The sequence below is a fragment of the Achromobacter sp. 2789STDY5608621 genome (assembly GCF_001299375.1).
GTDB classification, from domain to species: domain Bacteria; phylum Pseudomonadota; class Gammaproteobacteria; order Burkholderiales; family Burkholderiaceae_B; genus Achromobacter; species Achromobacter insuavis.
Map to the genome: position 1 here is coordinate 33,773 of NZ_CYTU01000001.1, position 19,116 is coordinate 52,888.

Sequence of the window (19,116 nt, forward strand, 5' to 3'; positions counted from 1 at the left end):
GCTCCCGCGCCGGACTGTAAGCGTATTTCGCCATCGCCGCCGCCGGCTTCCCGCGCGGGAAGCCGGCCCGGCCTCCGAGCCGGATGCCGTGGGCGCGGCGCGTGGCGAATGCGCTGAAATGGAGTCAATACATGTTTCCTGAAATCATTCCCGCCCGTCAGGTGCGGGGGGCCATCGACGGATTCGTCGATCATCTGGTCACCAACTACGCCGATACCCTGGAGACGCTGTCCCAGCCCGTGCTGCATGCGCTGGTGTGGCTGGAGCAGGTGCTGCGCAGCTCGCCCTGGTGGGCCGTGGTCGGCGTCACCATCGCCATCGCCTGGCTGGTCAGCCGCCGCATCGGCCTGAGCCTGGCCATGGGCGCGCTGCTGTGCGTCATCGGCGTGCTCGGCCTGTGGGACGCCGGCATGCAGACGCTGGCGCTGATGATCATGGCGGCCGGGCTGTCGGTGGTCATCGGCATTCCGCTGGGCGTGCTGATGGCGCGCGTCAACTGGCTGCGCTCGGTCATGCTGCCGGTGCTGGACGTGATGCAGACCATGCCCAGCTTCGTGTACCTGATTCCGGTCGTGATGCTGTTCGGCCTGGGCAAGATCCCCGCCATCATCGCCACCGTGATCTACGCCGTGCCGCCGCTGATCCGCCTGACCGACCTGGGCATCCGCCTGGTCGACCGCGAGGTGCTGGAAGCGTCGCGCGCGTTCGGCGCCAATCCGCGCCAGCAGCTGTTCGGCGTGCAATTGCCGCTGGCCCTGCCCAACATCATGGCCGGCATCAACCAGACCACGATGATGGCGCTGTCGATGGTGGTGATCGCCTCCATGATCGGCGCGCGCGGCCTGGGGTATGAAGTGCTGCTCGGCATCAACCGCCTGGAAGTGGGCCGCGGCCTGCTGGCGGGCCTGGGCATCGTGGTGCTGGCCGTGCTGTTCGACCGGATCACGCAATCGTATGGACAGCGCATGCGCATGGGAGGCCAGCGATGAGCAAGATCGAAGTCAAGAACATCTACAAGATTTTCGGGCCGCATCCGAAGAAGTGGCTGGAAGCCGCGCAGGGCGGCATGAGCAAGGAAGCGCTGCTGGCCGAAAGCGGCCACACGCTGGGCCTGCGCGACATCAGCCTGTCGATCGAAGAGGGCAGCATCTACGTCATCATGGGCCTGTCGGGGTCCGGCAAGTCGACGCTGATCCGCCACTTCAACCGCCTGATCGAGCCCAGCGCCGGCCACATCCTGGTCGACGGCGTCGACGTGGTCAGCCTGAACAAGCGCGACCTGGAGACCTTCCGCCAGAAGAAGATGAGCATGGTGTTCCAGCGCTTCGGCCTGTTCCCGCACCGCACCGTGCTGGACAACGCCGCCTACGGCCTGGCCGTGCAGGGCGTGGGCCGCGCCGAGCGCGAGCAGCGAGCCCGCGAATGGCTGGAGCAGGTCGGCCTGTCGGGCTTCGAGCAGCAGTATCCGCACCAGTTGTCGGGCGGCATGCAGCAGCGCGTCGGCCTGGCGCGGGCGCTGGCCACCGATGCCGAGATCCTGCTGATGGACGAGGCCTTCTCGGCGCTCGATCCGCTGATCCGCCGCGAGATGCAGGACCAGCTGCTGCAATTGCAGTCCAAGCTCAACAAGACCATCGTCTTCATCACCCATGACCTGGACGAGGCGCTGCGCCTGGGCAACCGCATCGCCATCCTTAAGGACGGCGAACTGGTGCAGGAAGGCACGCCGGAAGACATCCTGCTGAACCCGGCCAACGATTACGTGCAGTCGTTCCTGCAGGACGTGAACCGCACCAAGGTGCTGAACGCGACCCACGCCGTCAATCCGGCTCGCCTGACGCTGACCATGCGTTCGCGGCCGGCCCACTCGGTCGACCGCATGCGGGCGCTGAACTACGAGTACGCGCCTGTGCTGGACGGCAAGCGGCTGGCCGGCGTGCTGACGCTGGTGGCGGCCGAGCAGGCGGTGCGTGAAGGCGGGCGCGACGTGTCGCGCTTCGTCGAGGACCTGGCCTCGGTGCCGGCCACGGCCGGCCTGGGCGAGGTGCTGGCGCAGCTGGTGCACAGCGACCAGCCGGTGGCGGTGACGGGCGAGAACGACGAGTTCATCGGCATGCTGTCGCGCAAGAAGGTGGTCGAACTGGTGACGCCGGTGCTGGCCGAGACGGCGCCGACGGACGAGTCCGTCACGGTCGCCGCCGAGGGCGGCCAGGCGGCGCAGGAGGCCGAACTGCAGGGCCAGCCGCAACCCGCGCAGCGGGGCGAGGCGGCCTGACGTCCAGGTTGCCGTCAGGCGGACGGGCGGCGGCTGCCGCCCGTCATGACGATGCGGTCCCGGCGCGGCCAGGCTTGCGCCCGGGGCCAGTCCGGATATGATGGCTGGCCGGCGCCGACTGCCGGCGTGCCACTATTCGGAATATCGGAATCCGTCATGCCAATCTTGAATGTCCAGATCATGCAGGGCCATTCGGCCGCCCAGAAGACCGCCTTGCTGCAGGCGGCCTCGCAGGCGGTCGTGGAAAGCATCGCCGCGCCGCTGTCCAGCGTGCGCATCGTGCTGCAGGAAATCCCCGCTGAACACGTGATCGTGGCGGGCGAGATCGGCAAGGCCATGGCGCGCGTCGACGCCGCGCTGATCGAGGGCCGCGACGAAGCCAAGAAGTCGGCGCTTATCGCGGCGTTGAACCGGGCCGTGTGCGACAGCATCGGCATTTCGGGCGAAGACGTGCGGGTGCTGATCCGCGACGTGCCCAAGACCGACATGGGCGTGGCCAACGGCCTGAGCGCCAAGGCCGCGGGCCGCTGAGCGGGGCTCCGGCATGGCGATCGGCAAGGACAAGGGCTCCGTCACCGTCGACGACGTGGCGGCCGAAGCGGGGGTGTCGATCAAGACCGTCTCGCGGGTGTTGAACAACGAGCCGAACACCAGCGAGAAGACCCGCGCCAAGGTCATGGCCGCGATCGCCTTGCTCAAGTACCAGCCCAATCCGTCCGCGCGCCGGCTGGCCAGCAAGCGCTCGGACCTGATCATGCTGGTCTACGACAATCCCAGCGACAACTACCTGATCAACATCCAGCACGGCGCGCTCGACGCCTGCAAGCGCTATTTCTACAGCCTGCTGCTGCATCCCTGCGACTACCGCGCGCCCGACCTGGCCGCGCAGATCGTTCAGGCGGCGCGGCAGCATGCCTGCGCCGGGCTGGTGCTGACGCCGCCGTTGTCCGACGTGCGCGCGCTGATCGCGGCGCTGGACGATGGCGACGTGCCCTATGTGCGGCTGGCGCCGGGATCGCCCAGCGCGCGCGGACTGGAAGTCAGCACCGACGATCGCGCCGCGGCGCGCGACATGACCCGTTACCTGCTGGACCTGGGCCATCGCCGCATCGGCTTCGTGGCCGGCCATCCCGACCACGGCGCGGTGGGCGAGCGCCTGCACGGCTACCGCGACGCGCTGGCGGAACAGGGCGTCGCCTACGACCCGACGCTGGTCGAGCAGGGCCTGCATTCGTTCGATTCCGGGGTGCAGTGCGGCCAGCGGCTGCTTGAGCGCGCGCAGCGTCCGACCGCGATCTTCGCGGCCAACGACGACATGGCGGCCGGCGTGCTGTATGTCGCGCATGTGCGCGGCCTCAGGGTGCCGCAGGAATTGTCGGTGGCGGGCTACGACGACACGCCGCTGTCGCGCCAGACCTGGCCCAAGCTGACCACGCTGCGCCAGCCCATCCGCGAGATGGCCTACGCGGCGGTCGAGCAGTTGGCCTCGCGCGAACCGCAGGCGCGGGTGCGCACGCTTGGCTACGAGCTGGTGGTGCGGGATTCGACCCGCCCGCCCGGCTGAGCGCGGCGCGCGCGCCGGCCTTCAGCGCAGGCGCTTTCGCACGTCATCCTGCGGCGCATAGCCGATGCTGTCGCGGGCGTCGGCCACGTTCCAGGCGCTGCCCTGGTTGGCCGAGACGCCGTTGACCGTGACGCTGCCGTCGGACCAGCGCGACGCGTCCGCCGTCAGCGCCGCGATCAGCAGGCGTTCGAGATCCTCATTCGACAGCCACATGTCGTGGAACCAGGCCAGCGCGCGGCGGGCGGGTTCGTCGTGGGCGTCAGGGACTGGCGCGCGCGGATGCGCCACGCCGGAGTAGGTCATGTCGCGCGGGTCGTTGTCGCCCGGCAGGATCCAGCCGATGCGCGCGATCACGGTGGACAGCCGGCCCTGCGTGACCGCCGAGTAGGCGCGGCACAGGCGTTCGCCCATCACCTTGGACGTGCCGTAGGCCAGCGAGTGCACCTCGCGTTCGCCGTCGAACCAGCGCGTGCCGGGCGCGGGCTCGGTCTCGGCGGTGAGCTTGCCGGGTCCGATGGCGGCGGCCAGCGGCAGGTCCTTATAGCCGCCCATGGCGTGGTTGGATGACGAGAACACCAGCCGCCGCGCGCCGTGCGTGGCGGCGGCGGTGAGTACGTTCAGGGTCATGTTGTAGGAGCCCAGCGCTTCTTCCCAGCTGGCGTCCGGCGTCGAGTGCCGCGCCGCCAGGTGCAGCACGGCGTCCACGCCCGCGAAGTGGCGGGTCCAGGCGGGGTCGGGGCGTTCCAGGTCGGCCGCCACCAGGGTCAGCCGGTCGCGCACTTCGGGGCTGAAGACGGTGTCGTCGGCCTGCAGGTCGATGCCGATCAGGTGATCGCACCAGGGCTGGCGCGCCAGGATGGCGAGGGCCTTGCGGCCGAGCTGGCCGGTGGCGCCGGTGACGACGATGCGGGCGGGGGGCAGGGGAGAGGTCACGGTGAAAGCTTCCGGTTCAGGGCAGGGGGCAAAGGCAGGCGGGCGAGGCCAGGAGGTGGGGATCGCCCTGCGCCTGCGCCAGGCCCGTGGACGGGTCGATGCGCAGCGCGCGGATGAAGTGGTCGTCCTGGGACGCCGCCAGCAGGAAGGCGCCGTCGGGCGTGAGCGCGATGTCGCGGGGCGCGCGGCCGCCGATGTCGATGAAACCGACGAGGTCGAGCCAGGGGGCGACGCGGTGCAGGCGGTAGACGGCCACGCTGTCGTGGCCGCGGTTGGCGGCGTAGAGCCATTCACCATCGGGATGCAGGCGCACGGCGGAGGCGGTGTTGGCGCCGCGCCAGCCGCGCGGCAGCGTGCTGGCGCGCGCCAGTTCGCCGGCCGGCTCGTCGAGCGCATGGATGGCCACGGTGTTCGAGAGCTCCTCGACCACCGCCGCGTGCGCGCCATCGGCCGTCAGGGCCAGGTGGCGCGGTCCGGCGCCGGGCCGCGTGCGCAGTTCCCGCGCCGGCGCCGGGTCGAGGCCGTCGGGCAGCACGCGGTAGCAGGCGATGGTGTCGGTGCCCAGGTCGCACAGGTAGACCCGCGCGCCGTCGCCGCTGGGCGCGGCGTAGTGCACGTGCGGTCCTTCCTGGCGGTCCGCGCGCGGGCCGGCGCCGCGCCGCGCGATGACCTGGGGCGCGCCGCGCGGCAGGCCCTCGGCGTCGAGCGCGTAGCACAGCAGTTCGCCGGAGCCGTAGTTCGACACGTACAACTGCCGGGCCACCAGGTTGACGCTGACGTGGCAGGGGGCGGCGCCGGGCGTTGCGATCTGGCCGATGGGGCGCAGGACCGTCGCGCCGGCCTCGATCGCGTAGATATCGAGCGTCGCGTCGCGCTCCTGCTCGCTGACGCTGTAGAGGCGCCCGGCGGCCGCGCACAGGTATGACGGATTGATCGGACCGGACACGACTTGCAAGGACCGGAACGAGGCCGTCGCGGCTTCGAACGCCAGCAGGTGGATGCCCAGGCCGCGGCCCTGCACATGCGGCATGGCCTGCGTGTAGGTGCCCACCGCGAGCACGCAATCGCCGGGGGCGGGGGATGGGGTGTCGTTACGCACGTTCGGGCCTCGTCGCGACGTCGATCCACACCGCCAGCACCAGCACGGCGCCCTTGACGATCATCTGCCAGGAAGTGTCCACGTTCATCTGCTGCATGCCGTTGTCCAGGCTGGCCATGACCAGCGCGCCGATCAGCGCGCCGTACACGGTGCCGGAGCCGCCGCGCATCGAGGTGCCGCCGATGAAGCAGGCGGCGATGGCGTCGAGTTCGCCGCCCACGCCGGCGGACGGCGAGCCGGCCGCCGAGCGCGCGGTGGTGACGATGCCGGCGAAGGCGCACATCAGCCCCATCAGCATGAACACCATCAGCTTGACGCGCTGGACGTTGACGCCGGACAGGCGGCTGGCCTCGACGTTGCCGCCGACCGCGTAGACGTGGCGGCCGAACACCGTCTGGGTGGCGATCCATGAGAACACGCCCAGCAGCGCCAGCAGGATCAGCACCGGCAGCGGCACGCCGTTGGCCCGGTTCAGCACCAGCACGAAGCCGGCGGCGGTGGCGGCGATGGCGCCGATGCGCAGGGCATCGAGCCAGCGCGGCGTCACGGCCAGCCCCAGCCGGCGGTGGCGGCGACGCCGCGCCAGCGTCAGGCCGCAGGCCAGCGCGATGATCAGCGCCGCCAGCAGCCAGGACAGGGCCGGCGGCACGAAGGCCTGGGCGATGGCGCCCAGGTCGTCGGGCACCGGGGCGATGGTGACGCTGTCGGTGCTCAACTGCAGCAGGCCGCGGTAGGCCAGCATGCCGCCCAGGCCGACGATGAAGGAGGGCACCCGCAGGCGGGTCGTGAGACAGCCGTTGACCAGGCCGAGCGCGGCGCCGGCGGCCAGCACCACCGCCACCGACAGCCAGGTGTTCCAGCCCAGGTTCACCGTCAGGATGGCGACCAGGCCGCCCAGCAGGCCGAGCAGCGAGCCGACCGACAGGTCGATCTCGCCGGCGATGATGACCAGCACCATGCCGCAGGCCAGCATGCCGGTGACCGACATCTGCAGCAGCAGGTTGGAGATGCTGTTGGGCCGCAGGAAGCTGCCGTTGGTCTGGTGCCAGAAGAACAGCCAGATCAGCGCCAGGGCCAGCACCATGGCCAGCAGCTTGTGGCGCGCGAACAGTTGCCGCAGCGGCGGATGGCCGCCGCGCGGGCGCGGTTCGGAAGAGGAGGAAGCGAGCATCTGGGTCATGGCGTTCAGGCGGCGTGCCGCAGCGGGTCGGTGTTGAGGGCGGCGGCGAGCACGCGTTCCGGCGTCAGGCCCTGGATGGGAAAGTCTCCCGCGATGCGGCCGGCGTTCATGACCAGCACGCGATCGCTCATGCCGAGGATCTCGGGCAGTTCGGACGACACCATGACGATGGCCACGCCGCGGTCGGCGAGGTCGAAGATCATCTTGTAGATGTCGTACTTGGCGCCGATGTCCACGCCGCGGGTGGGTTCGTCCAGGATCAGCACCTTGGGCTGCTTGAGCGCCATCTTGGCCAGCACCACTTTCTGCTGGTTGCCGCCGGACAGGCTGGCCACCGGCAGGCCGGGGCTGGCCGTCTTGATGCGCAGGCGCGCGATCTCGCGCTCGACCGTGGCCAGCTCCGAATCGCCGTCGACCCGCGCGGCGCGGGCGTGGTCGGCGAGGCTGGCCAGGGTGATGTTCTCGGCCACGCTCATCAAGGGCACGATGCCGTGGCGCTTGCGGTCCTCGGGCACCAGGCACAGGCCGTGCGCGATGGCATCGGCCGGGGACGTGATGCGCACCGGCTGGCCGGACACCCGCACCTGCGCGTGATAGCGGCCGGCGTAGGCGCCGTAGATCGCCGACACCAGCTCGGTGCGGCCCGCGCCCACCAGGCCGGCGATGCCGAGGATCTCGCCGGCGCGCACCTGCAGCGCGGCGTCGTCGACCCGCTTGCGCCGCGGATTGGTGACGTCCCAGCAGGTCACGCCGCGCGCTTCCAGCACCACCGCGCCCGGTTGGCGTTCGGTGCGCGGAAAGCGCGATTCGAGCGCGCGCCCGACCATCAGGCCGATGATGCCGTCCTCGTCGAGCGCGTCCGCCGGCTGGGTGGCGATGTGCTGGCCGTCGCGGATCACGGTGATGGTGTCGCAGACGCGCTTGACCTCGTCGAGCTTGTGCGAGATGTAGATGCAGGCCACGCCGGCGCGCTTGAGGTCTTCGATGATGGCCAGCAGCACGCCGATTTCCTTGGCGCTGAGCGAGGAGGTCGGCTCGTCGAAGATCAGCAGGCGCGCCTCCTTGGCCAGCGCCTTGGCGATCTCGAACAACTGCTGGTGGCCGTTGCCGTAGTTCATGACGGGGGCGGCCACGTTGACATCGGTGAGCTTGAGCCGCGCCAGCAGCTCGGCGGCGCGCCGGTGCATGGACGGGTAGTCCATGCGGCCGCCGGGCAGGCGCATTTCGTTGCCCAGGAAGATGTTCTCGGTGACGCTCAGTTGCTGCACCAGCATCAGCTCCTGGTGCAGGATGACGATGCCGGCGTGCTCGCTGTCGCGGGTCGAGCGCGCGCGCAGCTCGCGCCCTTCCCACAGGATCTGGCCCTGGTAGCTGCCGTGCGGGTAGACCCCCGACAGCACCTTCATCAGGGTTGATTTGCCGGCGCCGTTCTCGCCGCACAGCCCCAGGCATTCGCCGGGCCGCACGCTCAGGCTGACGCCCGAGAGCGCGCGCACGCCGGCGAATTCCTTGACGATGCCGCGCATTTCAAACAGCGGTTGCTGCTGCTCCATGGTGCGTCTCCCGGCTACTTGCCCGCGATCTGGTCTGCCGTATAGAACCCGTCCTTGACCAGGATGTCCAGATTGTCGCGCGTGACCAGCGTGGGGGTGATGAGGAGGGAATTGACCTCGCCCTTGCCGTTGTCGAGCTTGGCGTTGAAGGCGGGCGTCTTGCCCTGCACCAGGTTGACCGCCATCTGCGCGGCCGCCTCGGCGATGGTCTTGATCGGCTTGTAGACCGTCATGGTCTGCGTGCCCGCCGCCACGCGGCGCACGCCGGCCAGGTCGGCGTCCTGGCCGGAGACCGCGACCTTGCCCGCCAGTTTCTGTCCCGCCAGCGCCTGGATCGCGCCGCCGGCGGTGCCGTCGTTGGAGGCGACGATGGCCTGGATGTTGTTGTCGTTGGCGTTCAGCGCGTTCTCGATGATGGTCTGGGCCTTGGACGGATCCCATTCGGGCGTCCACTGCTCGCCGACGATGGTGATGTCGCCCTTGGCGACCAGCGGCTTGAGCACGTTCATCTGGCCCTCGCGGAACATGCGCGAGTTGTTGTCGGTGGAGGCGCCGCCCAGCAGGTAGTAGCGGCCCTTGGGCACGGCGTCGACCATGCCCTGGGCCTGCATTTCGCCCACCTTGATGTTGTCGAACGACACGTAGCCGTCCAGCGGCGCGCCGAGGATCAGCCGGTCGTAGGCGATGACCTTGATGCCGTTGCGGTGCGCCTTGGCGATGGCGCTGCCCAGCACCTTGGAATTGAACGGCACGATGACCAGGGCATCGACGCCTTCGGCGATCAGGTTCTCGACCTGGGCGATCTGGCGCGATTCGCTGGCGTTGGCCGATTGCACGTTGACCTTGGCGCCCAGGGCGGTCGCGGCCTCGACGAAATAGTTGCGGTCGCGGGTCCAGCGCTCGACCCGCAGGTCGTCGATGGAAAAGCCGATCACCGGCGCGTCCTTGCTGGCGTGGGCGGCGGGGCTGGCGAGCAGGACCGCGGGCAGGGCCAGCGCGCAGGCCAGCAGGCGGCGCAAGAATGGGGTCATGTCAGTCTCCTAGTGGCGCTTCGCGCTCAGAAAGTGATACCGGTCTTCAAGCCTACGATGAAGGCGTCGTGGTTGGCGCTGGTGCCGCCAGGATGCCTGATGTACTGCAGATTGGGGCGCAGGTAGATGGAGGGGACCGGCGACCAGCTGTAGTACGCCTCGGCCACGTATTCATAGCCATCGCCCACCTTGGTGCTGGTGCCCAGGCGCTGGTCCTGCTGGCGCACGTAGTCGGCATAGCGGCCGTTGTTGTGGGTCGCGCCGATCGCCACGCCGATGACGTCGCGCGCCAGGCCGAACGGTCCTTTGTACTGCAGCCCGAGCGCGATCTGGTGATCCTGCGCGGCGGTGGCGCGGTCGGCCTGCGACACGTTCAGGAACACCGAGGCGCCGCGGCCGCCGGCGGTGCCGCTGACCTGCTGCTCGAAGTTGAGATAGAAACCATACTGGCCGTTGCGCTCGCGCGGCGCCAGCCCGGTTTCGCCGCGCGGCGCGTGGTTGATGTCCTGGTACAGGTCCTTGCCGTCGGAGGTGTTGTACCAGGCGCCGAACTTGTACGAGCCAGGCAGGCCGTTCCAGGCCGGCAGCCAGCCGACTTCCACCGGGATCAGCGCGCCGGTGGTGCCGTTGGGATTGTCCAGCGACAGGCCGTGGCGGCGCGCGTAGCCGTCGTCCACGTAGTTGGGATTGACCTGATAGACGCCCGCCTGCACGTAGGTCTGCTCGGACGTGTTGACCTTCAGGCGCGTGGCCCACTGGCTGGTCGGCCAGTTGACCCAGTAGCTGCCCACCAGGTTGCCGGGCTGCGAGCCGCAGAAGGTCAGGTTCTGGAAGTCGCAGGAAAAGCTGGCGAAGTCCTCGCCCACGGTGAGGCGGCCGATCTTCCACTGCACCCGGTTGTCCAGGAAGGCCTGGTTCAACCAGAACTGCGTCATGTGCCAGGTCTGGCCGCGGCCGTAGACCTCCTGGATCAGCATGTTGTTGCCGATGCCGGCGTCGGCGCCCAGGTTGCGGCCGTTGCGGTCGGTGATGGTCATCTGGAACGTGCCGCCATGCCAGCCGAGCAGCTTGTCCAGGTCCATCGTGGCGCCGATGACCCACTGGTCGGTGTAGCGCGTCAGCTTGTCCTGGCCGCCGCTGAAGTTGTGCGCGGCCTCGCCGGTGTAGCCCAGGTTCAGGGTCACGCCGCTTTCGGCCAGGCGGGTGCGCAGGCCGCCCCAGTCGCCCAGCAGGTAGGGGCTGGTCTGCAGGTCGTAGGCCCGGGCCGCGCCGGCGGTCGACAGCAGGCCCGCCATCAGCAGCCAGGACAGCCAGCGGCCCGGGCGGGCGGGTTGGGACGGCAAGCGGAGGGGCCGGAGGTGCACGCCGGTCCCTGCCGCTGCCGGGAAGCAGGGAGGTATTGCCATGACTTTGTCTCCTGATGCCGCCCGTGCCGTGGGCCGTCGCGGCTTGTTTTTTGTTGACCGGCAGGTACCGGCGAAGCTAGTGTCTGCAAAATTGACAGCGCTGTCAATTGAGGTGGAGGTTAGGGATTGCCCGGGGAGGGCGGTGCTTTTTCAGCGGTTGTGCAGAGGCACTTTCGCCTGGCGAGAGCGGGGCGCCGAGGGCCGCCGGGAGGGGCGGGGCGCGCGAGTATGATGGGCGGATAACCAGGAGGAAACACCATGAACGAAGTCATCGTCGCGTCCGCCGTCCGTACCGCCATCGGCGATTTCGGCGGCGCCCTGAAAGACGTGCCGCCCTGCGATCTGGGCGCCACGGTCATCAAGGCCGCGCTGGAGCGCGCGGGCGTCAAGGGCGACGAGGTCGGCCATGTCGCCGTGGGCCACGTCATCAATACCGAGCCGCGCGACATGTACCTGTCGCGCGTCGCCGCCATGAACGCCGGCATCGCCAAGGAAACGCCGGCCTTCAACGTCAACCGCCTGTGCGGCTCGGGCCTGCAGGCCATCGTCTCGGCGGCCCAGACCATTCTGCTGGGCGACGCCGAGATCGCCATCGGCGCGGGCGCCGAGAGCATGAGCCGCGCGCCCTACATCGCGCCGGCGCAGCGCTGGGGCGCGCGCATGGGCGACAGCGTCATGCAGGACATGATGACCGGCGCGCTGTCGGATCCGTTCGGGCGCATGCACATGGGCGTGACCGCCGAGAACGTCGCGGCCCAGTTCGGCATCAGCCGCCAGGACCAGGACGCGCTCGCCGCCGAATCGCATCGCCGCGCCGCCAGCGCCATCGAGGCCGGTTATTTCCGCGACCAGATCGTGCCGATCGTGCAGAAGACGCGCAAGGGCGAGGTCGTGTTCGACACCGACGAACACGTGCGCCGCGACGTCACGGCGGACAGCCTGGCCACGCTCAAGCCGGTGTTCCAGAAAGAAAACGGCACCGTCACCGCCGGCAACGCTTCGGGCCTGAACGACGGCGCCGGCGCGTTGGTGCTGATGAACGCCTCGGTTGCGGCCAAGCGCGGCGTCAAGCCGCTGGCGCGGCTGGTGGCGTATGCCCACGCGGGCGTCGATCCGACCATCATGGGCATCGGCCCGGTGCCGGCCACGCAGGCCGCGCTCAAGCGCGCCGGCCTGACGGTGGACCAGCTCGACGTGATCGAGGCCAACGAGGCCTTCGCCGCGCAGGCTTGCGCGGTGACCCGCGAACTGAAGCTGGATCCGGCCAAGGTCAACCCCAACGGCAGCGGCATCGGCCTGGGCCACCCGATCGGCGCCACCGGCGCCATCATCACCGTCAAGGCGCTGCATGAACTGCAGCGCGTGCAGGGCCGCTACGCGCTGGTCACCATGTGCATCGGCGGCGGGCAGGGCATCGCGGCGATCTTCGAGCGTATCTGAGCGCCGCGACATCGATGCGCCCTTGACGGCGCATCCCGCATCCAGGGCGGGCCGCGATGGCCCGCCCTTGTCGTGACTGGCGCCGGCCCTACAATCGCGCCATGTACAAATCCAAATTCCCCTCCGAACTCGACCAGCCGACCCTGTCGGAAGTGGACGGCGTGCGCTATCTGCACTTCAACACCGAATGGGTCCAGGGCGCCATGCGCATCAAGACTCCGGCGGAACTGGTGCTGGAATACACCAGCCAGATGATGGCCTGGCTGCTGTTCCTGGAACCGCCCAAGGATGAGGCCATCGGCATGTTCGGCCTGGGCGCCGGCTCGCTGGCGCGGTTCTGCGCCAAACACACGCGCGCGCCGCTGCTGGCGGTGGAATGGAACCCGCGCGTCACCGCCGCCTGCCACATGTTCTTCCGCCTGCCGGGCGAGAACCGGTTGCGGGTCGAGCACGCCGACGCCGCCGAATGGGCCGCCGATCCGCTCAACGCCGGCCGCTGCCCGGTGCTGATGGTCGATCTGTACGACGCCTCGGCCCAGGGGCCGGTGCGCGACAGCGTCAAGTTCTACCGCGATTGCCGCCGCGTGCTGGGCGAGGTCGGGGTGGTGGCGGTGAACCTGTTCGGCCGTCACGAGAGCTTTGGCAAGAACATCGACAATCTGTCCAAGGCCTTCGACGACCGCATCGTGCTGCTGCCCGAGATCGACGCCGGCAACCAGATCGTGCTGGCGTTTTCGGGTCCGCGCCTGGCGGTGACGCCGGCCGACCTGCTGGCGCGGGCCGAGGTGGTCGAATCCCAATACGGCTTGCCGGCGCGTCGCTGGGCGCGTTCGCTGACCCGCCACGCGGTCGACGGCATCCTGCATTTCTGAGCCGTCCCCGGTTTCCCGCGGCCCGGCGGCCGCGGGCGCCCTGTTGTGCGTCAGGGGCGTCCGGCGCCCGTTGGCGAGACCCTAGGGCAAGTCCTTACAACATCAGACTGGTCCGTTTCGCTGGGACGGGGATATGATGGGCTTATTCATAATTATGAATTACGGCGCTGTCAGGCCGTCTGCCCATGACCTCACCCATCGTCCGGCAAGCCCTGTACCTGGAAGTCGCGGATCGTCTTCGCGGCATGATCCATGCGCGCGCGCTGCGCAACGGCGAATGGATCGACGAACTGCGGCTGGCCGGCGAACTGGGCATCTCGCGCACGCCGCTGCGCGAGGCGCTGAAGGTGCTCGCCACCGAAGGCCTGGTGCGGCTGGAGCCGCGCCGCGGCTGCTTCGTCAATGAACTGTCGGCGCAGGACCTGGAAGACATCTTCCCGCTGATGGCCATGCTGGAAGGGCGCTGCGCCCACGAGGCCGCGTGCAAGGCCTCGGATGCGCAGCTGGAAGCGCTGGCGCCGCTGCACGAGGCGCTCGCCGGCCACGCCGCCGCCGGCCGCATCGACGCGTACTACCAGACCAACTACCTGATCCACGAAGCGGTGCAGGCGCTCGCAGGCAACCAGTGGCTGGTCGACATGGTGGGCAACCTGCGCAAGGTGCTGAGCCTGTCGCGCCACCGCAGCCTGGCCTGGCCCGGCCGCATCGAGGAATCCTGCGCCGAGCACCTGGCCATCTTCGAGGCCCTGAAGGCCCGCGATCCCGAACGCGCCGAAGCGCTGGCGCGCCATCACCTGATGCGCCAGCTCGAAGTGCTGCGCGCCCTGGCCGCCGACGACGAGGCGCCGCCGCTTTCCGATCTTCCCGTTGCTGAGGAGTCTGTCCATGAACGCACCCGTCCATCTCGAGTCCGCGCGCGTCGCACGCACGCCTGACACCGACGCCGAGTCGGGCGAGACCGCCGCGGATGCCGGCGACAGCCTGATCACGCGCCTCGGGCGCCTGTGGGAGCGCGGCCGCCTGCCGAGCGAATCCGAAGTGCGGCGGCTGTTCGAGGCGCGCCTGACCGACGTGGCGGCCAACAAGCTGGCGCGGCGCTGGCGCGAGCTGTATGTGGCGGCCGATGGCAAGGACCGCCGCCTGATGCTGGCCGCGCTGACGCAGGTGCGCGGCACGTTCGGCGGCGACGGCGGCGAAGGCGTGCGGTTCTTCAAGCGCCTGAACGCGCAGCCGGCGGGCCTGCGCTTCCTGGTGGAGCTGCGCGCCGACATGCTGCGCTGGCGCAAGCAGGTGGCCGGCGTCCAGGCGCTCGACAAGGACCTGGAAGGCCTGCTGTCGGCGTGGTTCGACGTCGGCCTGCTGGAACTGCGGCCGCTGACCTGGGACTCGCCGGCCTCGCTGCTGGAGAAGCTGATCATCTACGAGGCCGTGCACGAGATCCAGTCGTGGGACGACCTGCGCCACCGCGTGGCGCCGGACCGCCGCTGCTATGCCTATTTCCATCCGCAGATGCCGGATGTGCCGCTGATCTTCGTCGAGGTGGCGTTCGCCGGCAGCATGGCCGACAACGTGCAGGCGGTGCTGGACAGCGCCGCGCCGCGGCAGGACCTGGGCAAGGCGCGCTGGGCGATCTTCTATTCGATCTCGAACACGCAGGCCGGCCTGAAGGGCATCAGCTTCGGCAACTTCCTGCTCAAGCGCGTGGTCGAGCAATTGCTGGAAGAACTGCCGCAGCTCAAGTCGTTCGCGACCCTGTCGCCGATCCCGGGCTTCGCCGACTGGCTCGGCAAGCTCGACGCCGACGCGGTCGAGGCCATCGTGCGCGAGGACAAGTCGCGCGCCAAGACGCGCCAGCGCGCCGGCGTGCCGGACGGCCAGCGCTGGGTGGCGCGGCTGGCGCGCGCCGCGCAGGGCAAGGCCACGCCCGACGTGGTCAAGCGCGCCGGCTTCCGGCTCGCCGCGCACTATCTGCAAGCCATGAAGAACGGCCTGCCGCTGGATGCGGTGGCGCGCTTTCACCTGGGCAACGGCGCGCGCATCGAGCGCCTGAACTGGGCGGCGGACACCTCGGCCAAGGGACTCAAGCAGTCCTGCGGCCTGATGGTCAATTACCTGTACGACCTGGATGAACTGGACGGCAACCTGGCGCGCCTGCATGACGGCAAGCCCCAGGTCAGCCGCAGCGTGGGGCGCGCGGCCTGAACGGCGGCGCGCCACGAGATCAAGAACGATAACCAGCGAGGGGACATGACGGACGACACGGCAGGCCGTGTACGGCTGCACGGCGACGGGCAACTGGCCTGGGTGACGCTGTCGCACCCGGGGCGCTTGAACGCCATCACCGTGGGCATGTGGCGCGAACTGCGCGGCGTGTTCACGCGCATCGCGGCGGACGACACGCTGCGCTGCGTGATCGTGCGCGGCGAGGGCGGCAATTTCGCCGCGGGCGCGGACATCCGCGAGTTTCCGGCCGAGCGCGCCGACGCCGCGGGCGTGCAGCGCTACCACCGCGAGATCCTCGCGCCCGCCTTGATGGCCGTGGCGCAATGCCCGCACCCGGTGGTGGCGCAGATCGAAGGCGTGTGCGTCGGCGGCGGGCTGGAGATCGCCTGCCAGTGCGACTTGCGCATCGCCGGCGAATCGGCCCGTTTCGGCGTGCCGATCAACCGGCTCGGCTTTCCCATGGCGCCCGACGAAATGCGCGGCCTGCTGGCGCTGGTCGGCCGCGCCGCGACGCTGGCCATCCTGCTCGAAGGCCGCGTGTTCGGCGCCGCCGAGGCGCGCGACCTGGGCCTCCTGACGCGCATCGTGGCCGACGCCGAGGTCGGCGAGCAGGCGCGGCGCAGCGCCGAGCGCATCAGCCAGGGCGCGCCGCTGGCCGCGCGCATCAACAAGCGCCTGTCCGCCCGCCTGGCGCAGGGCGGGGCCTTGACCGAGGCCGAATACCAGGATTATTTCTCCTACGCCGACAGCCGCGACCACAAGGAGGGCGTGCGTGCCTTCCTGGCCGGCGTAGACCCCCACTTTTCCGGAGACTGAAGACGGTGAGCAACGCCAATCTATATGCTGTGCTGGAGGGCGGATTCCCCGCCGATCGCAAACGGGTCGCGCTCGAAACCCCGGAGCTGGCCTACACCTGGGACGACATCGACCGCGCCACGGCCTGCCTGGCCAACCTGCTGACCTCGCTCAAGCTGCCCGAGGGCGCGCGGGTCGCGGTGCAGGTCGAGAAATCGCCTGAAGCCCTGCTGCTGTACCTGGCCACGCTGCGCGCCGGCCTGGTGTACCTGCCGCTGAACACCGCCTACCGCGAAGCCGAGATCGAGTACTTCCTGGGCAACGCCGAACCGGCCGTGGTGGTCTGCGCCGGCAAGAACCGCGACTGGGTCCAGCGCGCCGCCGACAAGGCCGGCTGCGCCCATGTCTACACGCTCGACGAAGACCGCACCGGCACCTTGCTGGACGCCGCCGGCGGCCTGTCGCAGACCTTCAAGACCGTCAAGCGCAAGCCGGACGACCTGGCCGCGATCCTCTACACGTCCGGCACCACCGGCCGCAGCAAGGGCGCGATGCTGTCGCACGGCAACCTGGCGTCGAACGCGCAGGTGCTGCACCAGTACTGGGGCTGGCGTTCGGACGACGTGCTGCTGCACATGCTGCCGATCTTCCACGTGCACGGCCTGTTCGTGGCCTCGCACGGCGCGCTGCTGGCGGGTGCGAAGATGATCTGGCTGCCCAAGCTGGACGCCGACCAGGCGCTGCGCTACCTGCCGCAAAGCACGGTGATGATGGGCGTGCCGACCTATTACGTGCGGCTGCTGGCCGACAAGCGCTTCAACCGCGACGTGTGCGCCAACATGCGCCTGTTCATCTCGGGCTCGGCGCCGCTGCTGTCCGAGACCTTCAACGATTTCCGCGAGCGCAGCGGCCACGCCATCCTGGAACGCTACGGCATGAGCGAGACCGTCATGCTGACCTCCAATCCGTATGACGCGGCCGATGGCGAGCGCCTGGCCGGCACGGTGGGCCGGGCCTTGCCGGGCGTGCAGGTGCGGGTGGTGGACGACGCCGGCATCGCGCTGGCGCCGGGCGAGATCGGCAACGTGCAGGTGCGCGGGCCCAACGTGTTCTCGGGCTACTGGCGCATGCCGGAAAAGACCCGCGAGGAATTCACCCAGGACGGCTGGTTCAAGACCGGCGACGTGGGCCGCTGGGGCGGCGAATCCGCCGGCCGCGACGTGCCCGCCGACTATTTGTCGATCGTCGGCCGCAGCAAGGACCTGATCATCTCCGGCGGCTTCAACGTCTATCCGAAGGAGATCGAGACGCTCATCGACGACATGCCGGGCGTGGCCGAATCGGCCGTCATCGGCGTGCCGCACGCCGACTTCGGCGAGGCCGTGGTGGCGGTGGTGGTGCCCAAGGACGGCGTGTCGCTGGACGCCGCCGCCATGCAGGCCGAACTGAAGGCGCGCATCGCCAACTTCAAGGTGCCCAAGCGCGTGCACATCGTCGACCAGCTGCCGCGCAACACCATGGGCAAGGTGCAGAAGAACGTGCTGCGCGAAACCTATCAGGCGCTGTAGCGTCGCCATGCCAGGCCGGTCCATCGGGGCCGGCCATTTTTTTCAAGGAGCCCGATCCCTTCCAGAACGATTCCCGAACCAGGCAGCATCCCAACCCAAGAACACAAGAGACGAGACGCGGGAAACGCGCCGTCCCCACGCTGCAGCAAGAGGAGACAATATGAAATACCGCACACTCGCCGCGGCCCTGCTGGCCACGCTGGCCGCGGGCTTTGCCGGCAGCGCCGGCGCCGCGTCCTGGCCGGAACGGCCCATCACGCTCATCGTGCCCTTTCCCGCCGGGGGCGGCACCGATACCTTCGCCCGGCCCCTGGCCCAGCAGTTGACGATGCAAATGGGCCAGTCGGTCGTGATCGACAACAAGGGCGGCGCGGGCGGCACCGTCGGCGCCGGCGTGGCCGCCAAGGCCCGGCCCGATGGCTACACCTTCTTCATGGGCGGCGCGCACCACGCGCTGGCGCCGTCGCTGTACAAGAGCCTGAACTACAACATCCAGAAGGACTTCGTGCCGGTGGCGCTGGTGGCGCAGCCGCCGCAGGTGGTGGTCATCAACGCCAGCAAGCTGCCGGTCAAGACGGTGCAGGAATTCATCGCCTACGCCAAGAAGCATCCCGGCGAGATCAACTTCGGCACCGCCGGCAAGGGCAGCACGCACCACCTGGCCGGCGAGCTGTTCGCCATGCAGACCGGCATCAAGCTGGTCGATGTGCCGTACCAGGGCGCGGGGCCGATGCTGACCGCGCTGATCGGCGGGCAGGTGGACCTGGCCTTCGATGGCCTGGGGTCGTCGTCGGGTCACATCCGTTCGGGCGCGATCAAGCCGCTGGCGGTGGCCGCCGACCAGCGCTCGCCGTCGCTGCCGGAGGTGCCGACCGCGGCCGAGGCCGGCGTGCCGAACTACGTGGTGTCGACCTGGTATGCGATCTGGGCGCCCGCCGGCACGCCGCAGGAGGCGGTGGACCGCATGACCGCCGAGATCACCAAGGCCCTGAACACGCCCAAGATCAAGGAGACCTGGGAGAGCAACGGCACGGCGGTGCCGACGCTGACCGGTCCGGCCTTCGGCAAGTTCGTCGACAGTGAAGTGGCGCGCTGGGCCAAGGTGGTGTCGGACTCGGGGGTGAAGCTGGATTGATGCGAGGTCGGGCCGGAGTGGATTACAATTGATAACCATTAT

General features: G+C 69.4%; 17 protein-coding genes. 11 read left to right on the forward strand and 6 right to left on the reverse strand.

Going from position 1 to position 19,116, the window contains the following annotated elements:
* Positions 1-131 precede the first annotated feature (131 nt).
* The 4 genes from AOZ53_RS00170 (at position 132) to AOZ53_RS00185 (ending at position 3,839) form a co-directional block, all read left to right on the forward strand.
* Entirely contained in the window at positions 132-989 is an 858-nt protein-coding gene (locus tag AOZ53_RS00170) for an ABC transporter permease (protein ID WP_054431690.1), read from the forward strand.
* Positions 986-2,275: a quaternary amine ABC transporter ATP-binding protein gene (locus tag AOZ53_RS00175; protein WP_054486551.1), complete on the forward strand. Its 1,290-nt coding sequence runs from the start codon at positions 986-988 to the stop codon at positions 2,273-2,275. The genes AOZ53_RS00170 and AOZ53_RS00175 overlap by 4 nt, the downstream gene beginning before the upstream one ends.
* Before the next feature lie 156 nt (positions 2,276-2,431).
* Complete coding sequence (locus AOZ53_RS00180; protein ID WP_054431688.1) at positions 2,432-2,806, forward strand: tautomerase family protein; 375 nt, start codon at positions 2,432-2,434, stop codon at positions 2,804-2,806.
* Between the two features lie 13 nt (positions 2,807-2,819).
* Positions 2,820-3,839 (forward strand): LacI family DNA-binding transcriptional regulator, encoded by a 1,020-nt coding sequence (locus AOZ53_RS00185; protein ID WP_054431687.1) that lies wholly within the window; start codon positions 2,820-2,822, stop codon positions 3,837-3,839.
* Between the two features lie 21 nt (positions 3,840-3,860).
* Here AOZ53_RS00185 and AOZ53_RS00190 read toward each other — a convergent pair whose 3' ends face one another.
* From AOZ53_RS00190 to AOZ53_RS00215, 6 genes are read right to left on the reverse strand one after another with little or no spacing between them, the layout of a single operon-like run.
* The gene (locus tag AOZ53_RS00190; protein WP_054486552.1) at positions 3,861-4,772 is read right to left on the reverse strand and encodes an NAD-dependent epimerase/dehydratase family protein; all 912 of its coding nucleotides are present in this window, start codon (positions 4,770-4,772) and stop codon (positions 3,861-3,863) included.
* A 16-nt stretch (positions 4,773-4,788) separates the two neighbouring features.
* Positions 4,789-5,871, reverse strand: coding sequence for a lactonase family protein (locus tag AOZ53_RS00195; RefSeq protein ID WP_054486553.1), 1,083 nt, complete (start codon positions 5,869-5,871; stop codon positions 4,789-4,791).
* Positions 5,864-7,051: a sugar ABC transporter permease gene (locus tag AOZ53_RS00200; RefSeq protein WP_054431684.1), complete on the reverse strand. Its 1,188-nt coding sequence runs from the start codon at positions 7,049-7,051 to the stop codon at positions 5,864-5,866. Before AOZ53_RS00200 ends, AOZ53_RS00195 begins: the two co-directional genes overlap by 8 nt.
* A 5-nt stretch (positions 7,052-7,056) precedes the next feature.
* Positions 7,057-8,604, reverse strand: a complete 1,548-nt coding sequence (locus AOZ53_RS00205) for a xylose ABC transporter ATP-binding protein (RefSeq protein ID WP_054486554.1) — start codon at positions 8,602-8,604, stop codon at positions 7,057-7,059.
* Between the two features lie 14 nt (positions 8,605-8,618).
* The gene (gene xylF, locus AOZ53_RS00210; RefSeq protein WP_054486555.1) at positions 8,619-9,635 is read right to left on the reverse strand and encodes a D-xylose ABC transporter substrate-binding protein; all 1,017 of its coding nucleotides are present in this window, start codon (positions 9,633-9,635) and stop codon (positions 8,619-8,621) included.
* Positions 9,636-9,661: 26 nt separating this feature from the next.
* Positions 9,662-10,930, reverse strand: a complete 1,269-nt coding sequence (locus AOZ53_RS00215) for a carbohydrate porin (protein ID WP_054431741.1) — start codon at positions 10,928-10,930, stop codon at positions 9,662-9,664.
* Positions 10,931-11,299: 369 nt separating this feature from the next.
* On the opposite strand from AOZ53_RS00215, the gene bktB reads away from it, so the two are divergent.
* From bktB to AOZ53_RS00250, 7 genes are all read left to right on the forward strand, one after another.
* Positions 11,300-12,481, forward strand: a complete 1,182-nt coding sequence (gene bktB, locus AOZ53_RS00220; protein ID WP_054431681.1) for a beta-ketothiolase BktB — start codon at positions 11,300-11,302, stop codon at positions 12,479-12,481.
* Between the two features lie 101 nt (positions 12,482-12,582).
* Positions 12,583-13,353, forward strand: a complete 771-nt coding sequence (locus AOZ53_RS00225) for a class I SAM-dependent methyltransferase (protein WP_054431680.1) — start codon at positions 12,583-12,585, stop codon at positions 13,351-13,353.
* A gap of 185 nt (positions 13,354-13,538) precedes the next feature.
* Positions 13,539-14,288, forward strand: coding sequence for a GntR family transcriptional regulator (locus AOZ53_RS00230; RefSeq protein ID WP_054477745.1), 750 nt, complete (start codon positions 13,539-13,541; stop codon positions 14,286-14,288).
* On the forward strand, positions 14,239-15,555 hold the full coding sequence (locus tag AOZ53_RS00235; protein WP_054431678.1) for a malonyl-CoA decarboxylase domain-containing protein: 1,317 nt from the start codon (positions 14,239-14,241) through the stop codon (positions 15,553-15,555). The genes AOZ53_RS00230 and AOZ53_RS00235 overlap by 50 nt, the downstream gene beginning before the upstream one ends.
* A 45-nt stretch (positions 15,556-15,600) precedes the next feature.
* Positions 15,601-16,392: an enoyl-CoA hydratase/isomerase family protein gene (locus AOZ53_RS00240; protein ID WP_054486556.1), complete on the forward strand. Its 792-nt coding sequence runs from the start codon at positions 15,601-15,603 to the stop codon at positions 16,390-16,392.
* A gap of 5 nt (positions 16,393-16,397) precedes the next feature.
* A complete protein-coding gene (locus AOZ53_RS00245; RefSeq protein WP_054431676.1) occupies positions 16,398-17,939 on the forward strand; it encodes a malonate--CoA ligase in 1,542 nt (513 codons plus the stop codon).
* Positions 17,940-18,099: 160 nt separating this feature from the next.
* Positions 18,100-19,074 (forward strand): Bug family tripartite tricarboxylate transporter substrate binding protein, encoded by a 975-nt coding sequence (locus AOZ53_RS00250; RefSeq protein ID WP_054431675.1) that lies wholly within the window; start codon positions 18,100-18,102, stop codon positions 19,072-19,074.
* Positions 19,075-19,116: the final 42 nt, after the last annotated feature.

Excerpts from the sequence above, each read along its gene's own strand:
- AOZ53_RS00215 (WP_054431741.1), bottom strand. The coding sequence starts at position 10,930 with ATGGCGGGCCTGCTGTCGACCGCCGGCGCGGCCCGGGCCTACGACCTG.
- AOZ53_RS00185 (WP_054431687.1), top strand. The coding sequence starts at position 2,820 with ATGGCGATCGGCAAGGACAAGGGCTCCGTCACCGTCGACGACGTGGCG.
- AOZ53_RS00175 (WP_054486551.1), top strand. The coding sequence starts at position 986 with ATGAGCAAGATCGAAGTCAAGAACATCTACAAGATTTTCGGGCCGCAT.
- AOZ53_RS00250 (WP_054431675.1), top strand. The coding sequence starts at position 18,100 with ATGAAATACCGCACACTCGCCGCGGCCCTGCTGGCCACGCTGGCCGCG.
- AOZ53_RS00235 (WP_054431678.1), top strand. The coding sequence starts at position 14,239 with ATGAACGCACCCGTCCATCTCGAGTCCGCGCGCGTCGCACGCACGCCT.
- AOZ53_RS00170 (WP_054431690.1), top strand. The coding sequence starts at position 132 with ATGTTTCCTGAAATCATTCCCGCCCGTCAGGTGCGGGGGGCCATCGAC.
- bktB (WP_054431681.1), top strand. The coding sequence starts at position 11,300 with ATGAACGAAGTCATCGTCGCGTCCGCCGTCCGTACCGCCATCGGCGAT.
- AOZ53_RS00205 (WP_054486554.1), bottom strand. The coding sequence starts at position 8,604 with ATGGAGCAGCAGCAACCGCTGTTTGAAATGCGCGGCATCGTCAAGGAA.
- AOZ53_RS00240 (WP_054486556.1), top strand. The coding sequence starts at position 15,601 with ATGACGGACGACACGGCAGGCCGTGTACGGCTGCACGGCGACGGGCAA.
- xylF (WP_054486555.1), bottom strand. The coding sequence starts at position 9,635 with ATGACCCCATTCTTGCGCCGCCTGCTGGCCTGCGCGCTGGCCCTGCCC.
- AOZ53_RS00225 (WP_054431680.1), top strand. The coding sequence starts at position 12,583 with ATGTACAAATCCAAATTCCCCTCCGAACTCGACCAGCCGACCCTGTCG.
- AOZ53_RS00180 (WP_054431688.1), top strand. The coding sequence starts at position 2,432 with ATGCCAATCTTGAATGTCCAGATCATGCAGGGCCATTCGGCCGCCCAG.
- AOZ53_RS00230 (WP_054477745.1), top strand. The coding sequence starts at position 13,539 with ATGACCTCACCCATCGTCCGGCAAGCCCTGTACCTGGAAGTCGCGGAT.
- AOZ53_RS00200 (WP_054431684.1), bottom strand. The coding sequence starts at position 7,051 with ATGACCCAGATGCTCGCTTCCTCCTCTTCCGAACCGCGCCCGCGCGGC.